Raw genomic sequence first — 17,466 nt, 5'->3', positions numbered from 1 at the left:
GTATGTGGTCTATTCTACTCAAGTAACGGCGGATTTTTCCAGATCAACAGGCGGCGCGGCCTGCTGCTCGGCCTCGGCAGCTTTCCTGGCCTTGGCGGCAACCAGCCGCACGGCGACGATTTTGAGCGCGGCCATCACCGGCACCGACAGGAAGATGCCGACCACGCCGCCGATCTGGTCGCCGGCCAGCAAGCCGACGATCACCAGCAGCGGGCTGACTTCGACGCCTTCGCTCATCAGGTAGGGATTGACGACATAATCCTGGAACATGCGATAGGCCAGGAAAAAGATCACCAGCCACAGCATGTGTTCATGGCCGCTGAAGACCGCCACCACCAGCGTGACCACGATGGCGCCCAGCGGTCCGGCAAACGGTATGAATTCCAGCAAGGCCGACAAACCAGCCAGCAACATGCCGTATGGCACATCCAGCAGCCAGAAAGCAATGCCGTAGGCAATGAAGGTCGCCAGCGACAACAGTAGCAGCGCGCGTACGTATTTCGACAGCAGCACGTCGAGGTCGTCGATGATGCCACCCCACAAGCGGCGGTTGGCCTGCCCCAGCCACGCCAGCAAGGCGCCGCGCATGGCCGGCGCTTCCTTGATCATCAGGAAACTCAGCACCGGAATCAGCACGATGTAGATCAGGTTGCCGGCCGCATGCATCAAGCCGCCGGCGAAATTCTTGGCCAGCGGCATGGCCTGGTCGGTACCGGCCGCGATTTGCGAGCGCACGAAATCCATGATGCGGGCACGCATCGGTTCCATCGCATCCGGCAACGGAATCCGGTCGACCACGTTTTGCGAATTGATCAGCGTCGGCAACCTTTGGCTCAGGGTAATCGCTTCCGCCTGGATCTGGCTGCCGAACAGCGCCACGCCCAGGCCGGCCAGCACGATCACCAGCACAAACACCAGCGCGATCCAGACCGTGCGCGGAATCCGTTTCGACGCGCGGCGCTCGGCCAGCTCCACCAGCGGATACACCAGGTAACTGAAAAATACCGCGAACACCATCACGACGATCGTCACCGACGCCAGATAAACCATATAAAACAGCAACAAAAGCAATGCCGTCGTCCACACTATTTTCCCTGTCCGAATGTCGAAACCCAGCATGTTTAATCCGTTTCAAGTGAAGTTGCCCTTGGCGATACACCGCGTGCCACCTGCCTGCGCCGTGGAATTCTCCGCAAAGGGGAAATTATTATATTTTTCTTAGCACTTGCAGTGTATCAAACAAGTTATCGGAGGGGCATTACTGCAGGATGCCGGTAGAGACTACCGGCATCCAATCAAGGAGAGGACAGAAAAGCAAGGGCGCGGCGGCGCCGGGAGAGGAAACGATCAGGCGCGCAAGGCGAGGCGTTTGCGCGGTACGGCATCGAGGCCGAGCTTGAACACGCCGACCACTTGCGCCAGGCCGCCTGCCTGGTTTTGCAATTCTTGCGCGGCGGCCGCCGCTTGCTCGACCAGTGCCGAGTTTTGCTGGGTGACATGATCCATTTCGATGATGGCGCGGTTGACTTGTTCGATGCCGCTGCTTTGTTCGCGCGTCGCGTGGCTGATCTCGGCCATGATGTCGGTCACCCGCTTGATGCCGGACACCACGTCGTGCATGGTGGCGCCGGCCTGCTGCACCAGCTTGGTGCCGGTGCCGACCTTGCTGACGGAATCGTCGATCAAGACCTTGATTTCCTTGGCGGCGGCGGCCGAGCGTTGCGCCAGGCTGCGCACTTCGGTCGCCACCACCGCGAAACCGCGGCCCTGCTCGCCGGCCCGGGCCGCTTCGACGGCGGCGTTCAGCGCCAGGATATTGGTCTGGAAAGCGATGCTGTCGATCACGCCGATGATGTCGACGATCTTGTTCGACGACGCGTGGATCATGTCCATGGTGGTGACCACCTGGCCGACGGCTTGTCCGCCGCGCTGGGAAATATCGGCTGCGGCTTGCGCCAGCTGGTTGGCCTGCAAGGCATTTTCGGCATTTTGACGCACTGTGGAAATCAATTCTTCCATCGACGACGCCACCTCTTCCAGCGAGCCGGCTTGCTGTTCGGTACGCACCGACAAGTCGCGGTTGCCGCTGGCAATTTCAGTCGACGCGGTGGCGATGGTGTCGGTGCCGATACGCACCTTGCCGACGATGGCGGCCAGGTTGTCGCGCATGGTCTTGATCGCGAACAGCAGGCTGGAGCTATCGTGTGCCGCGGTGTGCACCTCGACCGCCAGTTCGCCCTGGGCGATCCGGCCGGCGATTTCAGCCGCATACGCCGGTTCGCCGCCCAATTGCTTCAGCAAGCCGCGGGTGATAAATGCGGCGATGACGATACAGATAACGCTGATGAAGATGGCGAGGACCAGGATCCAGCGGATCGCCTGGCTGTAAATATCGTGCGCATTAAAACCGGCGGCATCGGTTTCCTGCTGCGCCGCCTTCAGTACCACCTCGATGTCGGCGACGATGCGGCGCCGCAGCGGACTGCATTCATCGACCAGGAAGGTGCCGTACGCATCCATCTGGCCCGATTCGCGGAACTGGCGCGGACGCTTCAATTCATCGGCCATGGCTTTCAAGCCGCTACTGACTTTCTGGAAATCCGGATGGGCGCCATAGACCGGCTCCAGCGTCGCCAACGCTTCCAGGTAGCGGGCTTTCTGGGTATCGACGATATCGAGTTCCCGGCGCGCATCGGTTTCGTTATGAAAGATAAAGGCGTTGCGCGCCGCTAGGCCGGTCTGGTCAAGCGCCTCGCGCGCCACATATAATGGTTCGAGCTTGTCGGCGCGTATTTTTTGCTGGTATTCGACCGCGTCCGCGATGGCGCCGATGCGCAACAACGCGATTGCGGCCAGCCCCAGCATTAACAGCACCAGTGTGCCGAAGCCGAGCATCAAACGGGTGCCAATTTTCAAACTGCTAAGTGATTTCATCGTATATCCTATGGCTGCTGTAAAGAAACTCGCCGGTAGGCGGCGAAATGGAAGTCGTTTGCGAATGCGCACGTTGCCGGCGCACTAACTTGCATTGTTTAGGCAGTCAGCTTGTCAATACTTTGCAATACACTTGAGCGTGCGACGCATGTTATCGGCGCGGCACGTACTATATCCACTGGGCAACAAAAAAACAGTTCCGCAAGTCCATTTTTAATGTCTCAACGTCTATTTAGGTGCCAAATGGACAACTTATCGACGCTATTACAGCGTCATCCTTACCAAGCGCAAGTGTTTCATCACGCCGAATTTTGCGGTTCAAACAACTTTGACGAAGACCAGCAATACGGCTACTTGCACATCGTGCGGGCCGGCCGCGCCGTGATGCATCACCAGCACCATCCGGCACTCGAAATGACCGGCAATCACCTGGTGTTTTATCCGAGCGGCATGCAGCACCGCTTGCATGTCGAAGCGCATGAAAGCGCCCTGCTTTTGTGCGCCCGGATACAGCTTCAACACGGCAAGCACAATACGTTGGCGCTGGCGCTGCCCGAGCTGGTACATGTACAAACACAACAAGTCGATGGCTTGCCGGCCACCCTGGAACTGCTATACAGCAACGCTGCCCACTGCTGCCCCGGCCAGCAACTGGTGCTGGACCGCCTGTGCGACGTGGTGCTGGCGCAATTGCTATGTCATTTGCATGCCAGCGGCAACTTGCAAACCGGCCTCCTGGCGGGCCATGCCGACACGGGCATGTCGCGCGTGCTTGACCTGATGCACAAGGAAGCCGACAAACCATGGACCTTGCAGCAACTGGCCGACCTTGGCGGCATGTCGCGCAGCAAATTTGCGCAACTGTTCCATCAACTGATCGGCACCACGCCAGCCGATTATTTATCCGAACAGCGCATGCTGCTGGCACAGGCTCTGCTCAAGGACAACAATACCGTCAAGGCGGTAGCGATCAAGGTGGGTTATGGCAGCCAGTCGGCATTCACCAAGGCATTTTCAGCCAGGCACGGCATGTCGCCGCGGGCCTGGCTGAATTCCTTGCGATCCAGCACGGACAATTCCATTGTGGCAGCACGGTGAGTGCCGGACTTGTGGCGGATCAAAGTTTCCGGTGCGCAATCAGCAAGCTGCCGATGCGGCTGGAAATGCGGGGGGAAAGAGCGGCGGATCAGTCCGGTTCATTACCGAAATCGATTTCTTCTTTGCCGTAAAACTTGACCCCGATATGGATGCGTTCGCGCCCCATTTCGCGACGGTGTTTATTGGTGTCGCGCAAGGAATAAACACAACCGCAATATTCTTGCTGATAGAAATTCTCGCGCTTGCTGATTTCAATCATGCGCGCCGAACCGCCGCCCTTGCGCCAGTTATAGGTCCAGTACACCAGGTCGCCATAACGCGCCGCGGCCCGTTCGCCGCAGCCATTAATCTGGTTCATGTCTTTCCAGCGTGAAATACCGAGCGAACTGGTGATGGTGTCGTAGCCATGTTCATGCGCATACAGCGCGGTGCGCTCGAAACGCATGTCGAAACACTCGGTGCAGCGCTCGCCGCGCTCCGGCGTATGTTCCAGGCCCTTGACCCGGTCGAACCAATTGTCCATGTCGTAGTCGGCGTCGATGAACGTGATGCCGTGCTTTTCCGCGAACCGGATATTTTCCTGTTTGCGGATTTCATATTCCTTGACTGGATGAATATTCGGATTATAAAAATAAATCGCGTAATCGATGCCGGACGCCTGCATCGCTTCCATCACTTCGCCGGAACACGGCGCGCAGCAGGAATGCATCAATACTTTTTTACGGCCAGGCGGCAAATCCAGTACGGGGCGTTTTAATTCGGTCATGGTCATGTAGGACAAGTAATCGGTGAATCTTCTATTTTACCGGTTCAAATGTCACAACGATACCATTTGCCGTGGTATTGATCTGGGTCGGCACGAATTGTACGCCCGCATAGCGCAAATCTTCCGGTTTGAAACTGTAAATCGGCGTGTCGCGCATCAACTGCTCGGTCACCAGGTTGGCGACCTTGGCGAATTGCTTTTGCTGCGACGCGTCGAGACCGTCGATGAGTACCTTGTCGAGCGTCGCATCGCTGAGCAATACCGCGTTGCGCTGGGTGTCGATCACCAGGTGGCCGGACAAGGCCAGGCTGCCGCTCCAGCTTTGGCGGATGAAGGGCGGCGCCACGCTGGCGTCAAGCGAAATCGCGACGCGCTCGCGTTCCGGCAACACACTCAACTGCGGATGGGTCAATTGCACGTCGAGTATCGACAACATGCGCTTGTGCAGCGGAAAGCGTTTATCCAAGCCCTGCTGCATCCTGGCCAGCGGCACGTCGACCTGGCGCGGACCGATCAGCGTCGAGCACGACGCCAGCAAGACACAGGCCGCCACCAGGGCGGCATTTTTCAGCAGCGGCAGAGCCTTGCCGGAAGCATTCAATAACATGATGGGTCCAGTGTGTAAGAGCGCCGCTATCTTACACCGCTGGCGGCCCGGGCCGCCAGCGGTCAGCATGGGCTACTTCACTCCGGGGTGGAAAAAGCGACCTTGCTTAATGGACAAACAAGGCGATCAGGATCACGATCGGCAATGGAATGCCCAGTAACAGTAATAAAATCGAACGCATGGTGATCTCCTCGATGGTTCAGACGGGATTGCGCAGTTGTACGCGCTCATTGTCACGCTGGCGTCCGCCCAGCGTCGCGGCCAGGCTCGCGACAAAGGCACCCAGCAGCAAGGCGACGAACATCCACAGCGCCGCATGGGCGGCAGCCTTGCGCGCGGTGTCGGCCGCTTGCTGCGCCGCCACTTTCGCATCGCTGACCGCCTTGGCGGCGCGCGCATAGATATCGTCGACCCGGCGTTCGGCGTCCGGCTGGCTCAAGCCGGTGCGCTTGGCGACCACTTGCGCCAGATAAGTACGGTCTTCCGGCGACAATTGGCCTTGCAGCAAATCGGTGGCCAATATCTTGTTGATTTCGGCGCGCTGTCCCGGATTGCCGCTGTCAGCCGCGGACGGATCGGTGCGCAGCAACATATCGGAGAAATAATCGACCGGACTGGAGACCGCACCATCGCTCCCCTTGGCCAGCGCGGTGGCGGCGACCGGCGCCACCGCGGCGCCAGCGGCGGCGCCGGCGTCGATCGCGCCGCCGAGGATGGCGCGCACGCCGCTGGCCAGCAGGATTACCGTCAGCAAGGTTGCCACCGCCCATGCCAGCAAGCCGTGGGCGGTATCGCGAAAATGCACTTCATCGCCATGCACGGCGGTCCATTTGACGCGCAGCCGGCCGGCGATGTAGCCGCCGATGCCGGACGCCGCCAATTGCATGAAGGCCAGCCAGACGATGGTCGACACGCCGATGGCGCCGGCGTTGTACGACCATGGCGATACCGACGACAGGCCCAGGCCGACGCCGAGGATCAGCAGGATGAACGACAGCGCGGCCGCCGCCGCCGCGCCGGCAAAGACCGCGCCCCACGACACGCCGGAAGTGTGAGCGTCGGATGTGACATTGTAAGTTTGCATGGATGCTCCTTGGGATGGTTACCTGATTGAGGTGTTCCTAGGATGCGCCGCGCGGCGATGCCAGTATGTGCGGCACCAAACATAAACTTGCACTTAAATTAATACCATGCTGGCGCGCCTGGCAAAACCGTCAAGGCAAGTCGATGCAATACCGCCATCGGCGTTTTTTCAGGTGCTTTTGATGCCGTGGTGATTCATCAAGTCGTATAAAGTCGGCCTGCTAACGCCCAGCAATTCGGCGGCCTTGACGATATTGCCGTCGGCCCGCGCCAGCGCCTTGACCATCACCCTGTATTCGGCCGCGTCGCGTGCCTGGCGCAGGTTGACGGTTTCGTCGCACGCCGCCAGCGGCCCTTGCGGCAAGCCCAGGTCGTCGACGCCGATCTGCGGTCCATCCGACATGATCACCGCCCGCTTGATGCAATTTTCCATTTCGCGCACATTGCCCGGCCAGCCATACGATTCGATCGCGGCCAGCGCGTCGGGACTGAAATTGAGCGCCGGGCGCCCTTCGCTGGCGCTGAATTTATTCTTGAAATGGTGGGCCAGCAAGGCGCTGTCGCCGTCGCGCGCGCGCAGCGGCGGTATCGTCAGCACGATTTCGCTGAGCCGGTAAAACAGGTCTTCGCGAAAACGGCCAGCCTCGGCCAGCGCCTTCAGGTTCTGGTGCGTGGCGCAAACAATCCGCACATCGACCGCGATTTCGCCGCGTCCGCCGATGCGCTCGATGACTCGTTCCTGCAAGAAACGCAGCAGCTTGGCTTGCAAACCCAGCGCCATGTCGCCGATTTCATCCAGAAAAAAAGTGCCGCCATGGGCCAGTTCGATCTTGCCCAGGGTTTGCTTGGCGGCGCCGGTGAACGCGCCCTTTTCATAACCGAACAACTCGCTTTCCAGCAAGGTTTCCGGGATCGCCGCGCAATTGATGGCGACAAAACGCTTGTCATGCCGCGCGCTGAGCGTATGCAAACCCCGCGCGATCAATTCCTTGCCGCTGCCCGAATCGCCCAGCAACATCACGCTGGCCGACGACGGCGCCACTTTTTCAACGCTGCGGCACAGTTTCAGCATGCCGGGATCGCGGCTGACGATGCCGGCCAGCGGCGAATCGGCCTGGGTTTGCAGCATGCGGCGGTTTTCCTGCTGCATCGCGTGCAAATAAAACGCACGCGCGATCACCAGCCCCAGCATGTCGGCGTCGAACGGTTTTTGATGGAAATCGTAGGCGCCCATGCCGATCGCTTTCAAGGCGTTGCTCCGCTCCTGGTTGCCGGACAGGATGATCACCTTGGTATCCGGCGCCAGCGCCAGGATTTGCTGCAAGGTCGCCAGGCCCTCGCTGGCGCCATCCGGGTCGGGCGGCAAGCCCAGGTCCATCGTCACCACCGCCGGCTGGTGGCGGCGCACCTGGGCCAGCGCCGTGTCGCGCTCGCCGGCCACCAGCACGTCATAGGCATCGAAACTCCAGCGCAACTGCTTTTGCAGGCCGCAATCGTCTTCGATGACCAGCAGTTTTTGCTTGCCCATGATGTTCCTCGCTAACTCACATGCAACGGCAGGATCACGCGGAAAGTGGTGCCGACCGCCGGCACGCTGGATACTTCCAATTGGCCGCCCACTTCGCGGATATATTCCCGGCTTTCAAACACGCCGATGCCCATGCCGGCGGTCTTGGTCGATTCGAATGGCTTGAACAAGCGCTCGCGGATGAATTGTTCGCTCATGCCCTGCCCGGTATCGTTCAGTTCGACCACCGCATAACATTGTTCGCGCAGCAGCCGCACCAGCACCTTGCCATCCTTGGCGGTCGCTTCGATCGCATTCTGGATAATATGCCCCAGCACCCGTTCCAGCCGCGCCGGATGGGCCAGCACGGTCAGGCCGGCGGCGCCGATTTCCAGCCGCGGCGCCGGTTCGGCATTGGCCTTGGCCAGCACCGCCTGGCGCAGCAATTGTTCGATCTGCAACGGTGCAGCCATATCCGGCGCCTCGCCGCGGCTCAGTTTTTGCAGCAGCAAGGTCATTTTCTTGACCGAATGGTCCAGCGTGCCCAGCATGTCTTGCTGGAATGCGGGATTGGCCTTGTGCTTTTCGGCATTGCTGAGCAGCAGCGACAATTGGAATACCAGGTTTTTCAAGTCGTGCACGATGAAGGTGGACATGCGGTTGAACGACTCGAACTGGCGCGCCACCGTCAGCGAATCGGCCGATTCGCGGTGCGCCAGATAGCTGGCGGCCTGGCTGGCGGCAATTTTCAGCACGTCGCGGATTTCCCAGTTCAAGCCGATGCGGGTGCGCGGCCGCGCCAGCGCGACAAAACCGAATAGCCGGCCATGCAGCATCAGCGGCACCAGCAGCCACAGTTGCGGCAAGGCCAGCAAGAAATCCGGCAGCGCCAGGCCGTCATAATGCTGCGGATGGCGCTGGCAATCGGCGACATCGATGACCCATGACCGGCTCTCCATGAATTGGCAACACTGGCTGGCCACCGGCAGCGACGCGCTTTGCGGCGGCATGTTCCAGCTGGCGGCCGGTTCGCAACAGCCTTGCTCGCGGACGATCCACAAGGCGCCGGCCGGACTTTCCACCAATTGCCCGACCGCCTGTATGGTGCGTTCGCCGAGCGCCGGGCCGTCTTCGGACAGCGCCCGCGTAAATCGCAGCCATTCCTCGCGGTAATCAAAGATTGCCTTGTAAAAATGCTTGTTGATGAAGACTTTCAACTTGGCGCGCAGCGCGCCGGAAAACAGCACGCCGGCCAGCAGCAGGCCGGCGCCGCCCAGGTAAGCCACTTGCATCACGGCGCCCCACTTGCCGCCGAAATAACGCAGGTAGTACGCACTCGACGCCATCGCCAGCAGATACATGGCCGCGCCCAGCAACGCGGCCGAACGGAACATCATCTGGCGCGAAATCGACAAACCCAGCGCCCAGGCCGGATTGCGCGCGGCCGACAAGGCCAGCAGCGGCGCGCACAGCGCGTTGACGATGCCGCGCGCGGCCCAGATTTCGCCGTTAATGCTGCGAAACAGCAAGGCGTCGCTATACAGGTAAAAATCGTAGGTGAACAAGCCGCCGACACCCAGGCAAGCAAACTTGATGCCCCAGCGCTGCGGCGCCGGCGTGTTGCGGTACCACTGCTCCACCAGCAACATGCCCAGCACGGCCAGCAACAGCCGGCCGACGATCAGGACCATCAGCGCCAGCGTCGAGAGCGGCGCCATCATACCGGCCAGCAACTGCACCGCGGCGAGGCCGGCAAGCAGGCCGATCAGCACATTGCGGCGCAAGCCTGGCGACTCCAGCAATAATAGCAAAAACACCATCCAGGCACCGGAACGCAAGATTTCCAGCAAGTCGCCAGCCACGCTCCATGGTGGCTGGCCGCCCAGCGCCAGGACCAGCGTGCCGGTGGCCCACAGCGCCGTGCACAGGCAGGCGAGGCATAGCGCGCGGGCATTGCGCCGAGCCCGCCAATTACCCAACAATAATAGCGACAAGGCAAAAAATGCCAGCGAAGCCAGGCCGTAACTGAGCGCGGTCATATCGTCCGACGACAGTCCGGCCCGCATGATCATCTGCCGCCCTTGCCGAACAACACCACCTGTACCGTATCGAGCAAGATCAGCAGATCCAGGAACAGGCTGTTATTTTTGACATAATATAAATCGTATTGCAGTTTATGCACGGCGTCGTCGACCGACGCGCCATATTGATAACGCACTTGCGCCAATCCGGTCACGCCAGGCTTGATGCTGTGGCGGATATCGTAATACGGCACCTGCGTCTTCAGCTGGTCGACGAAATACGCGCGCTCCGGGCGCGGCCCGACAAAGCTCATTTCTCCCTTGAACACGTTCAGCATTTGCGGCAACTCATCGATGCGCAGCTTGCGGATGATATGGCCGACCCGCGTCACGCGCGGATCGTCGGCACTGGCCCATTGCGGCTTGCCATCCTGTTCCGCGTCGCAACGCATGCTGCGAAATTTCAAGACATTAAAGATGCTGCCGTCGCGCCCCACCCGTTCTTGCTGGTAAAACACCGGCCCGCCATCTTCCAGCCAGATCGCCAGCGAAGTGAGCAGCATCACCGGCAAGGCGGCGACGCAAATCAAGGCGCTGGCGACCAGATCGAACAGCCGCTTGGAGGTGGCGCGCACGAAACTCTGGTCGAAACCGCCGCCATAGATCAGATAGCTGGGTTGCAATGAATCGATGCGGATCTGGCACGATTCGCGCTCGAAAAAAGTGGCCGCGTCGATCACCTTGACGCCGCCCAGCGCACATTCCAGCAATTGCCGTACGGGAAATGCACCATTGCGCCGGTCGGTCACCGATACCACGATTTCATGCACATCGTAGCGCTGCGCCATGACCAGCAAAGAGCTTCCTTCCGGTAACAATTTAGATACAGGGACGCAACGTTCTTCGCCTGCCACATCGATGCAGCCGACCACGGTGAACTGGTGGAAGCCGATCTTGCTGCTCGCCAAATCGATGCATTCACGCGCCAGCGCGCCGCTGCCGACCAGGATCAGGCGCGCTTCCATCATCGTCGACTGGGCCGACTTGAACACCACCAGCCGCGCCAGCACCACGCCGATGCCTCCCAGTCCGAACACCACGCCGGCGCCGCGCCCGAAATGAATCGCCGGCACCATGTAGACCAGCAAGCTGAGCAAGGCAAAGCCGAGCGCGAAGGACGGCATGATGCGCAGCAAGGTATTGCGGATATCCTCGCGCGAGCTGTGCTGGTACATGCCCAGCGCGCTCATGCTAAATACCACCACCACCGCGAATACCAGCGCCGACAGGTAAATCTCGGCGGCATGCTCGGGCCGGTGATTGTCGACCAGCCAGATCATCGACGTCAACAGCGCCGACACCAGCAAGATCAGCACTTCCAGCAACAATAAAATGAAGGCTGTTTTCGACACATAATGACTGAAGATACGAATCATGATCGCCCCCCTGTTGCGTAGCGGCCGGCGGCGCACGCGGATAAACGGTTTAGAGCGTCTAACAAAACATCCATGGCGGCGTTACATTGCCTTGTCGTACATTCGTACTGCCTACGGCAATGCGCCTTGCCTTGAACGTTTTGTTAGTCGCTCTTAATCATGATGGGCTGTCTATCTTGCTAACATGTTGAGACTCCACAAGCGGCAGGCGCAGCTATATGAGGCTGGCAAAATCTAGATCAATGCAGACGCACTGAGGCTAAATGCTCTATAGTATGCTTCCCAAAAAACAAAATAAAATAAGTCATGAAATTTGATGTAGCGATTGTCGGCAGCGGACTGGCGGGTTTATCGGTCGCGCTGCATCTGGCTGAAACGCGCACTGTCGCGATCATTTCCAAACGTGCGCTGCTGGACGGCGCCAGCAACTGGGCCCAGGGCGGCATCGCCGCAGTGCTCGACTCGGGCGACAGCTACGAGGAGCATATCGACGACACGCTGGTGGCCGGCGCCGGCCTGTGCGACGAAAGCGCGACCCGCTACATCGTCGAACACGGCCGCGAAGCGATCGAGTGGCTGATCGAACAAGGCGTGCCCTTCACCCGCGACGCGAACGCCGAGCTGGGTTTCCACCTGACCCGCGAAGGCGGCCACAGCCAGCGCCGCATCATCCATGCGGCCGACGCCACCGGCCACGCGGTGCAAACCACGCTGGAAGAAAAAGTCCGCGCCCATCCGAATATCACGCTGTTCGAACACCATTGCGCGATCGACCTGATCACCTCCGACAAGCTGGGACCGAAACCGGGCCAGCGCAACGCCCAGCCGAAATGCCACGGCCTGTACGTGCAAGATGAGCAAACCGGCAAGGTATTGACCTTTGCCGCCCAGCACACGGTGATGGCCACCGGCGGCGCCGGCAAGGTGTATTTGTACACCACCAACCCGGACACCGCCAGCGGCGACGGCATCGCGATGGCCTGGCGCGCCGGCTGCCGCGTGTCGAACATGGAATTCATCCAGTTCCACCCGACCTGCCTGTATCACCCGTACGCCAAGTCCTTCCTGATCACCGAGGCGATCCGCGGCGAAGGCGGCTTGCTGAAATTGCCGCCGGAAGCCGGGGCGGCGGCCGGCACGCGCTTCATGCTGGCCCACGACGAACGGGCCGAACTGGCGCCGCGCGACGTGGTGGCGCGCGCCATCGACTTCGAGATCAAGAAACGCGGCCTCGATTATGTGCACCTGGATATCAGCCACAAGCCGGCCGACTTCCTGATCGAACACTTCCCGACGATCTACGCGCGCTGCCTGGAACTGGGCATCGACATCACCAAGGAGCCGATTCCGATCGTGCCGGCGGCCCACTACACTTGCGGCGGCGTGGTCACCGACTTGTTCGGCCGCACCGACTTGCCCGGCCTGTACGCGGTCGGCGAAACCGCCTGCACCGGCTTGCACGGCGCCAACCGGCTGGCCAGCAATTCCCTGCTGGAATGCGTGGTGATCGGCCGCGCTTGTGCGCAAGACATCGAAAGCCAGGAAATCAATGGCGCGCCCTACTTGCCCGACTGGGATGAAAGCCGGGTCAGCGACGCCGACGAAGAAGTGGTCATTTCGCACAATTGGGACGAATTACGCCGCTTCATGTGGAATTATGTCGGCATCGTGCGCACCACCAAGCGATTGGAACGGGCCCAGCACCGCATCGCGCTGCTGAAGGAAGAAATCGACGAGTATTACCGCAACTTCCGCATCACGCATGATTTGCTGGAATTGCGCAACCTGGTCGATGTCGCGTCGCTGATCGTCAACAGCGCCTTGTCGCGCCGTGAAAGCCGCGGCTTGCACTTCAGCCGCGACTATCCGGAAACCTTGCCGAAAGCGCTGCCGAGCGTGCTGACGCCGGGTCACCGTTAATGCTGCCAGGTCGCCGGCGCCGTGTCACGGCACGGTGACTTCGTAGCGCCTGCCCAGCTTTTTCAGTTCTCCGCTATCGGCCAGCGCATTGAAGGCTTGGTCGAAACGCAAGCGCAAGGCATCCGACGATGGCCGTTTCGGAAAAGCGAAATAGCCGTTTTGCACCTCGATGACACCCGCCAGCGGCGCGATTCTGGCGCCGTATCCGAGGTGCGCGATCACTGGTTCGGTATTGCGGTGGTTGCTGGCAAACACATCGACGTGGTTGTACATCAACATTTTCAAGCCATTTTCGACCGTATTGGCGATGCTGATGCGCGCGCCGTTGCTGCTTGTGGCGTGTTCAAACGCCTCGCCATATAACCAGCCGTTCAACACCACGATACGTTTGCCGGCCAGGCTGGCATAGTCGCCATTCCACGCGAAACCGCTATCGGCACGGGCATACAGCACCATCTGGTCTTGATAAAACGGCCGTTCGGAAAACGCCATTCTGGCCTGGCGCCGCGCCGATTTGTACGGGCCGACCAGGATGTCGGCCTTGCCCTGGGCCACCAGCGCCTGCGCCCGCGCCCACGGATAGATCTTGAAACTTACTGTATCGCCCAGTTGCGCGGCCACCTGGCGGATGATGTCCGGCCCCATTCCGGTATAATCGCCGTCCTTGTCCAACTGATAGATACGTTCGAAATGGGTGCCGGCCACCTGCCATTCGCGCGCCTGCAGCGGCCAGCAGGCCGCCAGCGACAGCGCGGCCAGCAGGCAGCGCAGCTTGAGCGGGAAAACATTGCCGCGCCGATATGGTGTGATGCGCAAAACCCCTCCCGCTGGCAAATCCTGGACACGTTCGGCAAGCATGTTTTCACATGCAGGATATATTTCCATCAAGGAACATCATACCGAATCCCCTGTTGCCAGCGCAAGAAATGCGCCGGGTGCATGTGGGGTGGAAAGAACACACTGACGCTAGCTGCACGGCAGACGATGGGGGCGATATACCATGGAATCCATGGAATAATAGGCAAACCAACAATCAACAAGCAATCAGCGACATCAGGAGTACATCATGAAATGGGAAGGTAATCGCGAAAGCGACAATGTGGAAGACCGGCGCGGTGAAGACGATGGCGGCGGCGGCGGGTTCGGATTCGGCGGACGCTCGATCGGCATCGGCACCATCGTCGTGGCGCTGCTCGGTTCGTATGTCTTCGGCGTCAGCCCGGTCACCATCCTGAACCTGCTGAGCGGCGCCGGCGGCCCGGTGCACACCAGCCAGGGACCGGCCCATGCGCCGCCGGCCGACGACCGTACCGCGAAATTCGCCAGCGTGGTGCTGGCCGATACCGAAGATACCTGGAGCGCCCTGTTCCGCGAGCAAGGCGCCAATTACGCCAGGCCGAAACTGGTCTTATACTCGGGCAGCACGCCGACCGCCTGCGGCACCGGCCAGTCCGCCACCGGGCCATTCTATTGCCCCGGCGACCAGAAAGTGTACCTGGACCTGGATTTCTTCAATTTGATGCGGCAACGTTTCAAAGTCTCCAGCGAATTTGCCGAAGCGTATGTGATCGCGCATGAAGTCGGCCACCATGTGCAAAACCTGATGGGGCTGACGGCCAAGGTCGACCATGCCCGCCGCAGCGCATCGGAGCGCCAGGCCAACGCCTTGTCGGTGCGGCTGGAATTGCAGGCCGACTGCTTCGCCGGCGTCTGGGCTTACCACGCCAACCAGACCCGCAAGATACTGGAACAGGGCGACGTGGAAGCGGCGCTGAAGACCGCCAGCGCGATCGGCGACGACGCGTTGCAGCGCCAGGCGCGCGGTGAAGTGGTGCCGGATTCGTTTACCCATGGCACGTCGGAGCAACGGGTGCGCTGGTTCAGCAAGGGGCTGGACCAGGGCGAAATCGCCCAGTGCAATACCTTCGAGGCGCGGCAGTTGTAATGCAAACGGGCCGCATGTCGCGGCCCGTGTTGGTGTTGCACCTCAAACAGCATTTCAGCCAATAATCCGCAAGGAATAATCGGTGGCCCGGATATCCTTGGTCAGGCTGCCGATCGAAATACGGTCGACGCCGGTTTCGGCGATGGCGCGCACGGTATCGAAATTGATGCCGCCGGACGCTTCCAGCAGCGCCCTGCCGGCCGTGATCTTGACGGCTTCGCGCATCCGCTCGTTGCTGAAGTTATCCAGCAAGACCGAGGTGGCGCCGGCGCCCAGCGCTTCGTGCAATTGTTCCAGCGTTTCCACCTCGATTTGCACCGGCACGCCGGCGTCGAGCTTGCGGGCGTTTTCCAGCGCTTGCGTGACGCCGCCGGCGGCCGCGATATGGTTTTCCTTGATCAGGATGCCGTCGTACAAGGCCAGGCGCTGGTTTTGCCCGCCGCCGACACGCACCGCGTATTTCTGCGCCAGGCGCAAACCCGGCAAGGTCTTGCGGGTGTCGAGGATTACCGCCGACGTGCCGGCCACCACATCGACATAGCGCCGCGTCGCGGTGGCGACCGCCGACAGCAATTGCAGGAAATTCAAGGCGCTGCGTTCCGCCGTCAGCAAGGCGCGCGCCGGCGCTTCGATGGTGCACACCACGCTGTCGGCCGCCATCAGCGCGCCCTCGGCATAATGCCAGTCGATCCGGATGCCGCGGTCGAGGCTCTTCATGATGCCTTCAAACCAGGGCGCGCCGCACAGCACCGCCAGTTCGCGCACGATCACGCGCGCGCTGACGATATGGTCCGGCGGCACCAGTTCGCCGGTCAAGTCCAGCGTGCCGACATCTTCCAGCAGCGCCGCCAGCAAATTGCCTTCGAAAGCGCGCGCCAGCGCCGCATCGAACGGCGCAAAAGAATTCTTCAAGGTACTCATGCCGGTCCTATTCCTGCAAACAATTTACTTTCTTGCGCCAGATCGGCGCCCGGCGCGATCCCCGCTTTCTTCGCGGCGGCGAAATCGAGCATGCGATTGATCGAGCGCACCGCCAACTGGCCGACGGCGGGATCGACGTGGATTGGATGGTCCATGTTTTCCAATACCTGGGCCAGGTTCAGCAAGCCATTCATCGCCATCCACGGGCAATGCGCGCAGCTTTTACAGGTGGCGCTATTGCCGGCGGTCGGCGCTTCGATGAAACGCTTGCCCGGCGCGGCGGCGCGCATCTTGTGCAAGATGCCATTGTCGGTGGCGACGATGAAGGTGTCGGCGTCCATGGTTTGCGCGGCCGCGATCATTTGCGACGTCGAGCCGACCACGTCCGCCAGCGCCACCACATTGGCCGGCGATTCCGGGTGCACCAGCACCTTGGCGCCGGGATATTCTTCCTTCAGCAAGTCCAGCTCGATGCCCTTGAATTCATCGTGCACCAGGCAGGAGCCTTGCCACAACAGCATGTCGGCGCCGGTTTCCTTTTGTATGTAGGAACCCAGGTGCTTGTCCGGCGCCCACAGGATTTTCTTGCCCTGCGCATGCAGGTGGGCCACGATGTCGAGGCCGATCGACGATGTCACCATCCAGTCGGCGCGCGCCTTGACGGCGGCGCTGGTGTTGGCGTACACCACCACGGTGCGGTCCGGATGGGCGTCGCAAAAGGCGGTGAATTCATCGGCCGGGCAACCCAGGTCGAGCGAGCAAGTCGCGTCGAGGTCGGGCATCAGCACGGTTTTTTCGGGGCTCAGGATTTTCGCGGTTTCGCCCATGAAGCGGACGCCGGCGACCACCAGGGTCTGGGCCGGATGGTCGCGCCCGAAACGGGCCATTTCCAGCGAGTCGGAGACGCAGCCGCCGGTTTCTTCGGCCAGGTCTTGCAAGTCCGCATCAACGTAATAATGCGCAACCAGTACTGCTTCGCGTTCCTTCAGCAAACGCTTGATGCGCGTGATGAGTTCGGCTTTTTCGGCCGGGGAAGGCGTGGCTGGCGTGCGTGCCCAGGCGTGGGCTGTGCAGCTGGCACCGTCTTGAGGATGTTCATACTCGACGGATTTGATCGATAAGGTTTGCATGGTGATTCGTCAAACAAAAGCTGGGTAGATCGACACTATCGCATATCGGCGGGATTTTCGCCGGAGCCGGCTGGCTCCGCACGGCGGGAAGGATCAGC

Annotated in this window: 14 protein-coding genes; 3 read left to right on the top strand and 11 right to left on the bottom strand. The window is 60.7% G+C overall.

All coding sequences use genetic code 11. The annotated features are described in order from the left end of the window. Window positions 1–18 precede the first annotated feature (18 nt). Together GJA_RS10855 and GJA_RS10850 are read right to left on the bottom strand one after the other, a co-directional pair. On the bottom strand, window positions 19–1,119 hold the full coding sequence (locus tag GJA_RS10855; RefSeq protein ID WP_051780645.1) for an AI-2E family transporter: 1,101 nt from the start codon (window positions 1,117–1,119) through the stop codon (window positions 19–21). 228 nt (window positions 1,120–1,347) lie between these two features. Then, window positions 1,348–2,934 carry a methyl-accepting chemotaxis protein gene (locus tag GJA_RS10850; protein ID WP_038491986.1) on the bottom strand — a complete coding sequence of 529 codons (1,587 nt, stop codon included), beginning with the start codon at window positions 2,932–2,934 and terminating at the stop codon, window positions 1,348–1,350. 243 nt (window positions 2,935–3,177) lie between these two features. Here GJA_RS10850 and GJA_RS10845 point away from each other — a divergent pair, with 243 nt between their 5' ends. After that, window positions 3,178–4,032 carry a helix-turn-helix transcriptional regulator gene (locus GJA_RS10845; RefSeq protein ID WP_038491983.1) on the top strand — a complete coding sequence of 285 codons (855 nt, stop codon included), beginning with the start codon at window positions 3,178–3,180 and terminating at the stop codon, window positions 4,030–4,032. 88 nt (window positions 4,033–4,120) lie between these two features. Here GJA_RS10845 and GJA_RS10840 read toward each other — a convergent pair whose 3' ends face one another. From GJA_RS10840 to GJA_RS10815, 6 genes are all read right to left on the bottom strand, one after another. Continuing rightward, window positions 4,121–4,798 (bottom strand): epoxyqueuosine reductase QueH, encoded by a 678-nt coding sequence (locus GJA_RS10840; RefSeq protein ID WP_038499461.1) that lies wholly within the window; start codon window positions 4,796–4,798, stop codon window positions 4,121–4,123. 31 nt (window positions 4,799–4,829) lie between these two features. Then, window positions 4,830–5,405, bottom strand: coding sequence for a DUF1439 domain-containing protein (locus GJA_RS10835; RefSeq protein WP_038491980.1), 576 nt, complete (start codon window positions 5,403–5,405; stop codon window positions 4,830–4,832). 199 nt (window positions 5,406–5,604) lie between these two features. Then, window positions 5,605–6,489, bottom strand: a complete 885-nt coding sequence (locus GJA_RS10830) for a hypothetical protein (protein ID WP_038491977.1) — start codon at window positions 6,487–6,489, stop codon at window positions 5,605–5,607. Between the two features lie 168 nt (window positions 6,490–6,657). Beyond that, window positions 6,658–8,016, bottom strand: coding sequence for a PEP-CTERM-box response regulator transcription factor (gene prsR, locus GJA_RS10825; protein WP_038491975.1), 1,359 nt, complete (start codon window positions 8,014–8,016; stop codon window positions 6,658–6,660). 11 nt (window positions 8,017–8,027) lie between these two features. Next, window positions 8,028–10,061 carry an XrtA/PEP-CTERM system histidine kinase PrsK gene (gene prsK, locus GJA_RS10820; protein WP_242404511.1) on the bottom strand — a complete coding sequence of 678 codons (2,034 nt, stop codon included), beginning with the start codon at window positions 10,059–10,061 and terminating at the stop codon, window positions 8,028–8,030. Between the two features lie 2 nt (window positions 10,062–10,063). Further along, window positions 10,064–11,452, bottom strand: coding sequence for a TIGR03013 family XrtA/PEP-CTERM system glycosyltransferase (locus tag GJA_RS10815; protein ID WP_038491973.1), 1,389 nt, complete (start codon window positions 11,450–11,452; stop codon window positions 10,064–10,066). A 306-nt stretch (window positions 11,453–11,758) separates the two neighbouring features. Here GJA_RS10815 and nadB point away from each other — a divergent pair, with 306 nt between their 5' ends. Continuing rightward, complete coding sequence (nadB, locus tag GJA_RS10810) at window positions 11,759–13,372, top strand: L-aspartate oxidase (protein ID WP_038491969.1); 1,614 nt, start codon at window positions 11,759–11,761, stop codon at window positions 13,370–13,372. Between the two features lie 24 nt (window positions 13,373–13,396). Here nadB and GJA_RS10805 read toward each other — a convergent pair whose 3' ends face one another. Continuing rightward, entirely contained in the window at window positions 13,397–14,188 is a 792-nt protein-coding gene (locus GJA_RS10805; RefSeq protein WP_242404510.1) for a substrate-binding periplasmic protein, read from the bottom strand. A gap of 250 nt (window positions 14,189–14,438) precedes the next feature. On the opposite strand from GJA_RS10805, the gene ypfJ reads away from it, so the two are divergent. Then, the gene (gene ypfJ, locus GJA_RS10800; RefSeq protein ID WP_038491966.1) at window positions 14,439–15,317 is read left to right on the top strand and encodes a KPN_02809 family neutral zinc metallopeptidase; all 879 of its coding nucleotides are present in this window, start codon (window positions 14,439–14,441) and stop codon (window positions 15,315–15,317) included. A gap of 54 nt (window positions 15,318–15,371) precedes the next feature. On the opposite strand, the gene nadC is transcribed toward ypfJ, so the two are convergent. Then, window positions 15,372–16,238 (bottom strand): carboxylating nicotinate-nucleotide diphosphorylase, encoded by an 867-nt coding sequence (nadC, locus tag GJA_RS10795; protein WP_038491963.1) that lies wholly within the window; start codon window positions 16,236–16,238, stop codon window positions 15,372–15,374. Beyond that, window positions 16,235–17,368, bottom strand: a complete 1,134-nt coding sequence (gene nadA, locus GJA_RS10790; RefSeq protein WP_038491960.1) for a quinolinate synthase NadA — start codon at window positions 17,366–17,368, stop codon at window positions 16,235–16,237. Before nadA ends, nadC begins: the two co-directional genes overlap by 4 nt. Window positions 17,369–17,466: the final 98 nt, after the last annotated feature.

The organism is Janthinobacterium agaricidamnosum NBRC 102515 = DSM 9628 (assembly GCF_000723165.1).
In the GTDB taxonomy this organism is placed as follows: Bacteria; Pseudomonadota; Gammaproteobacteria; order Burkholderiales; family Burkholderiaceae_D; genus Janthinobacterium; species Janthinobacterium agaricidamnosum.
The sequence above is the reverse complement of the archived record's forward strand: the minus strand, read 5'-3'. Positions and strand labels throughout refer to the sequence as shown.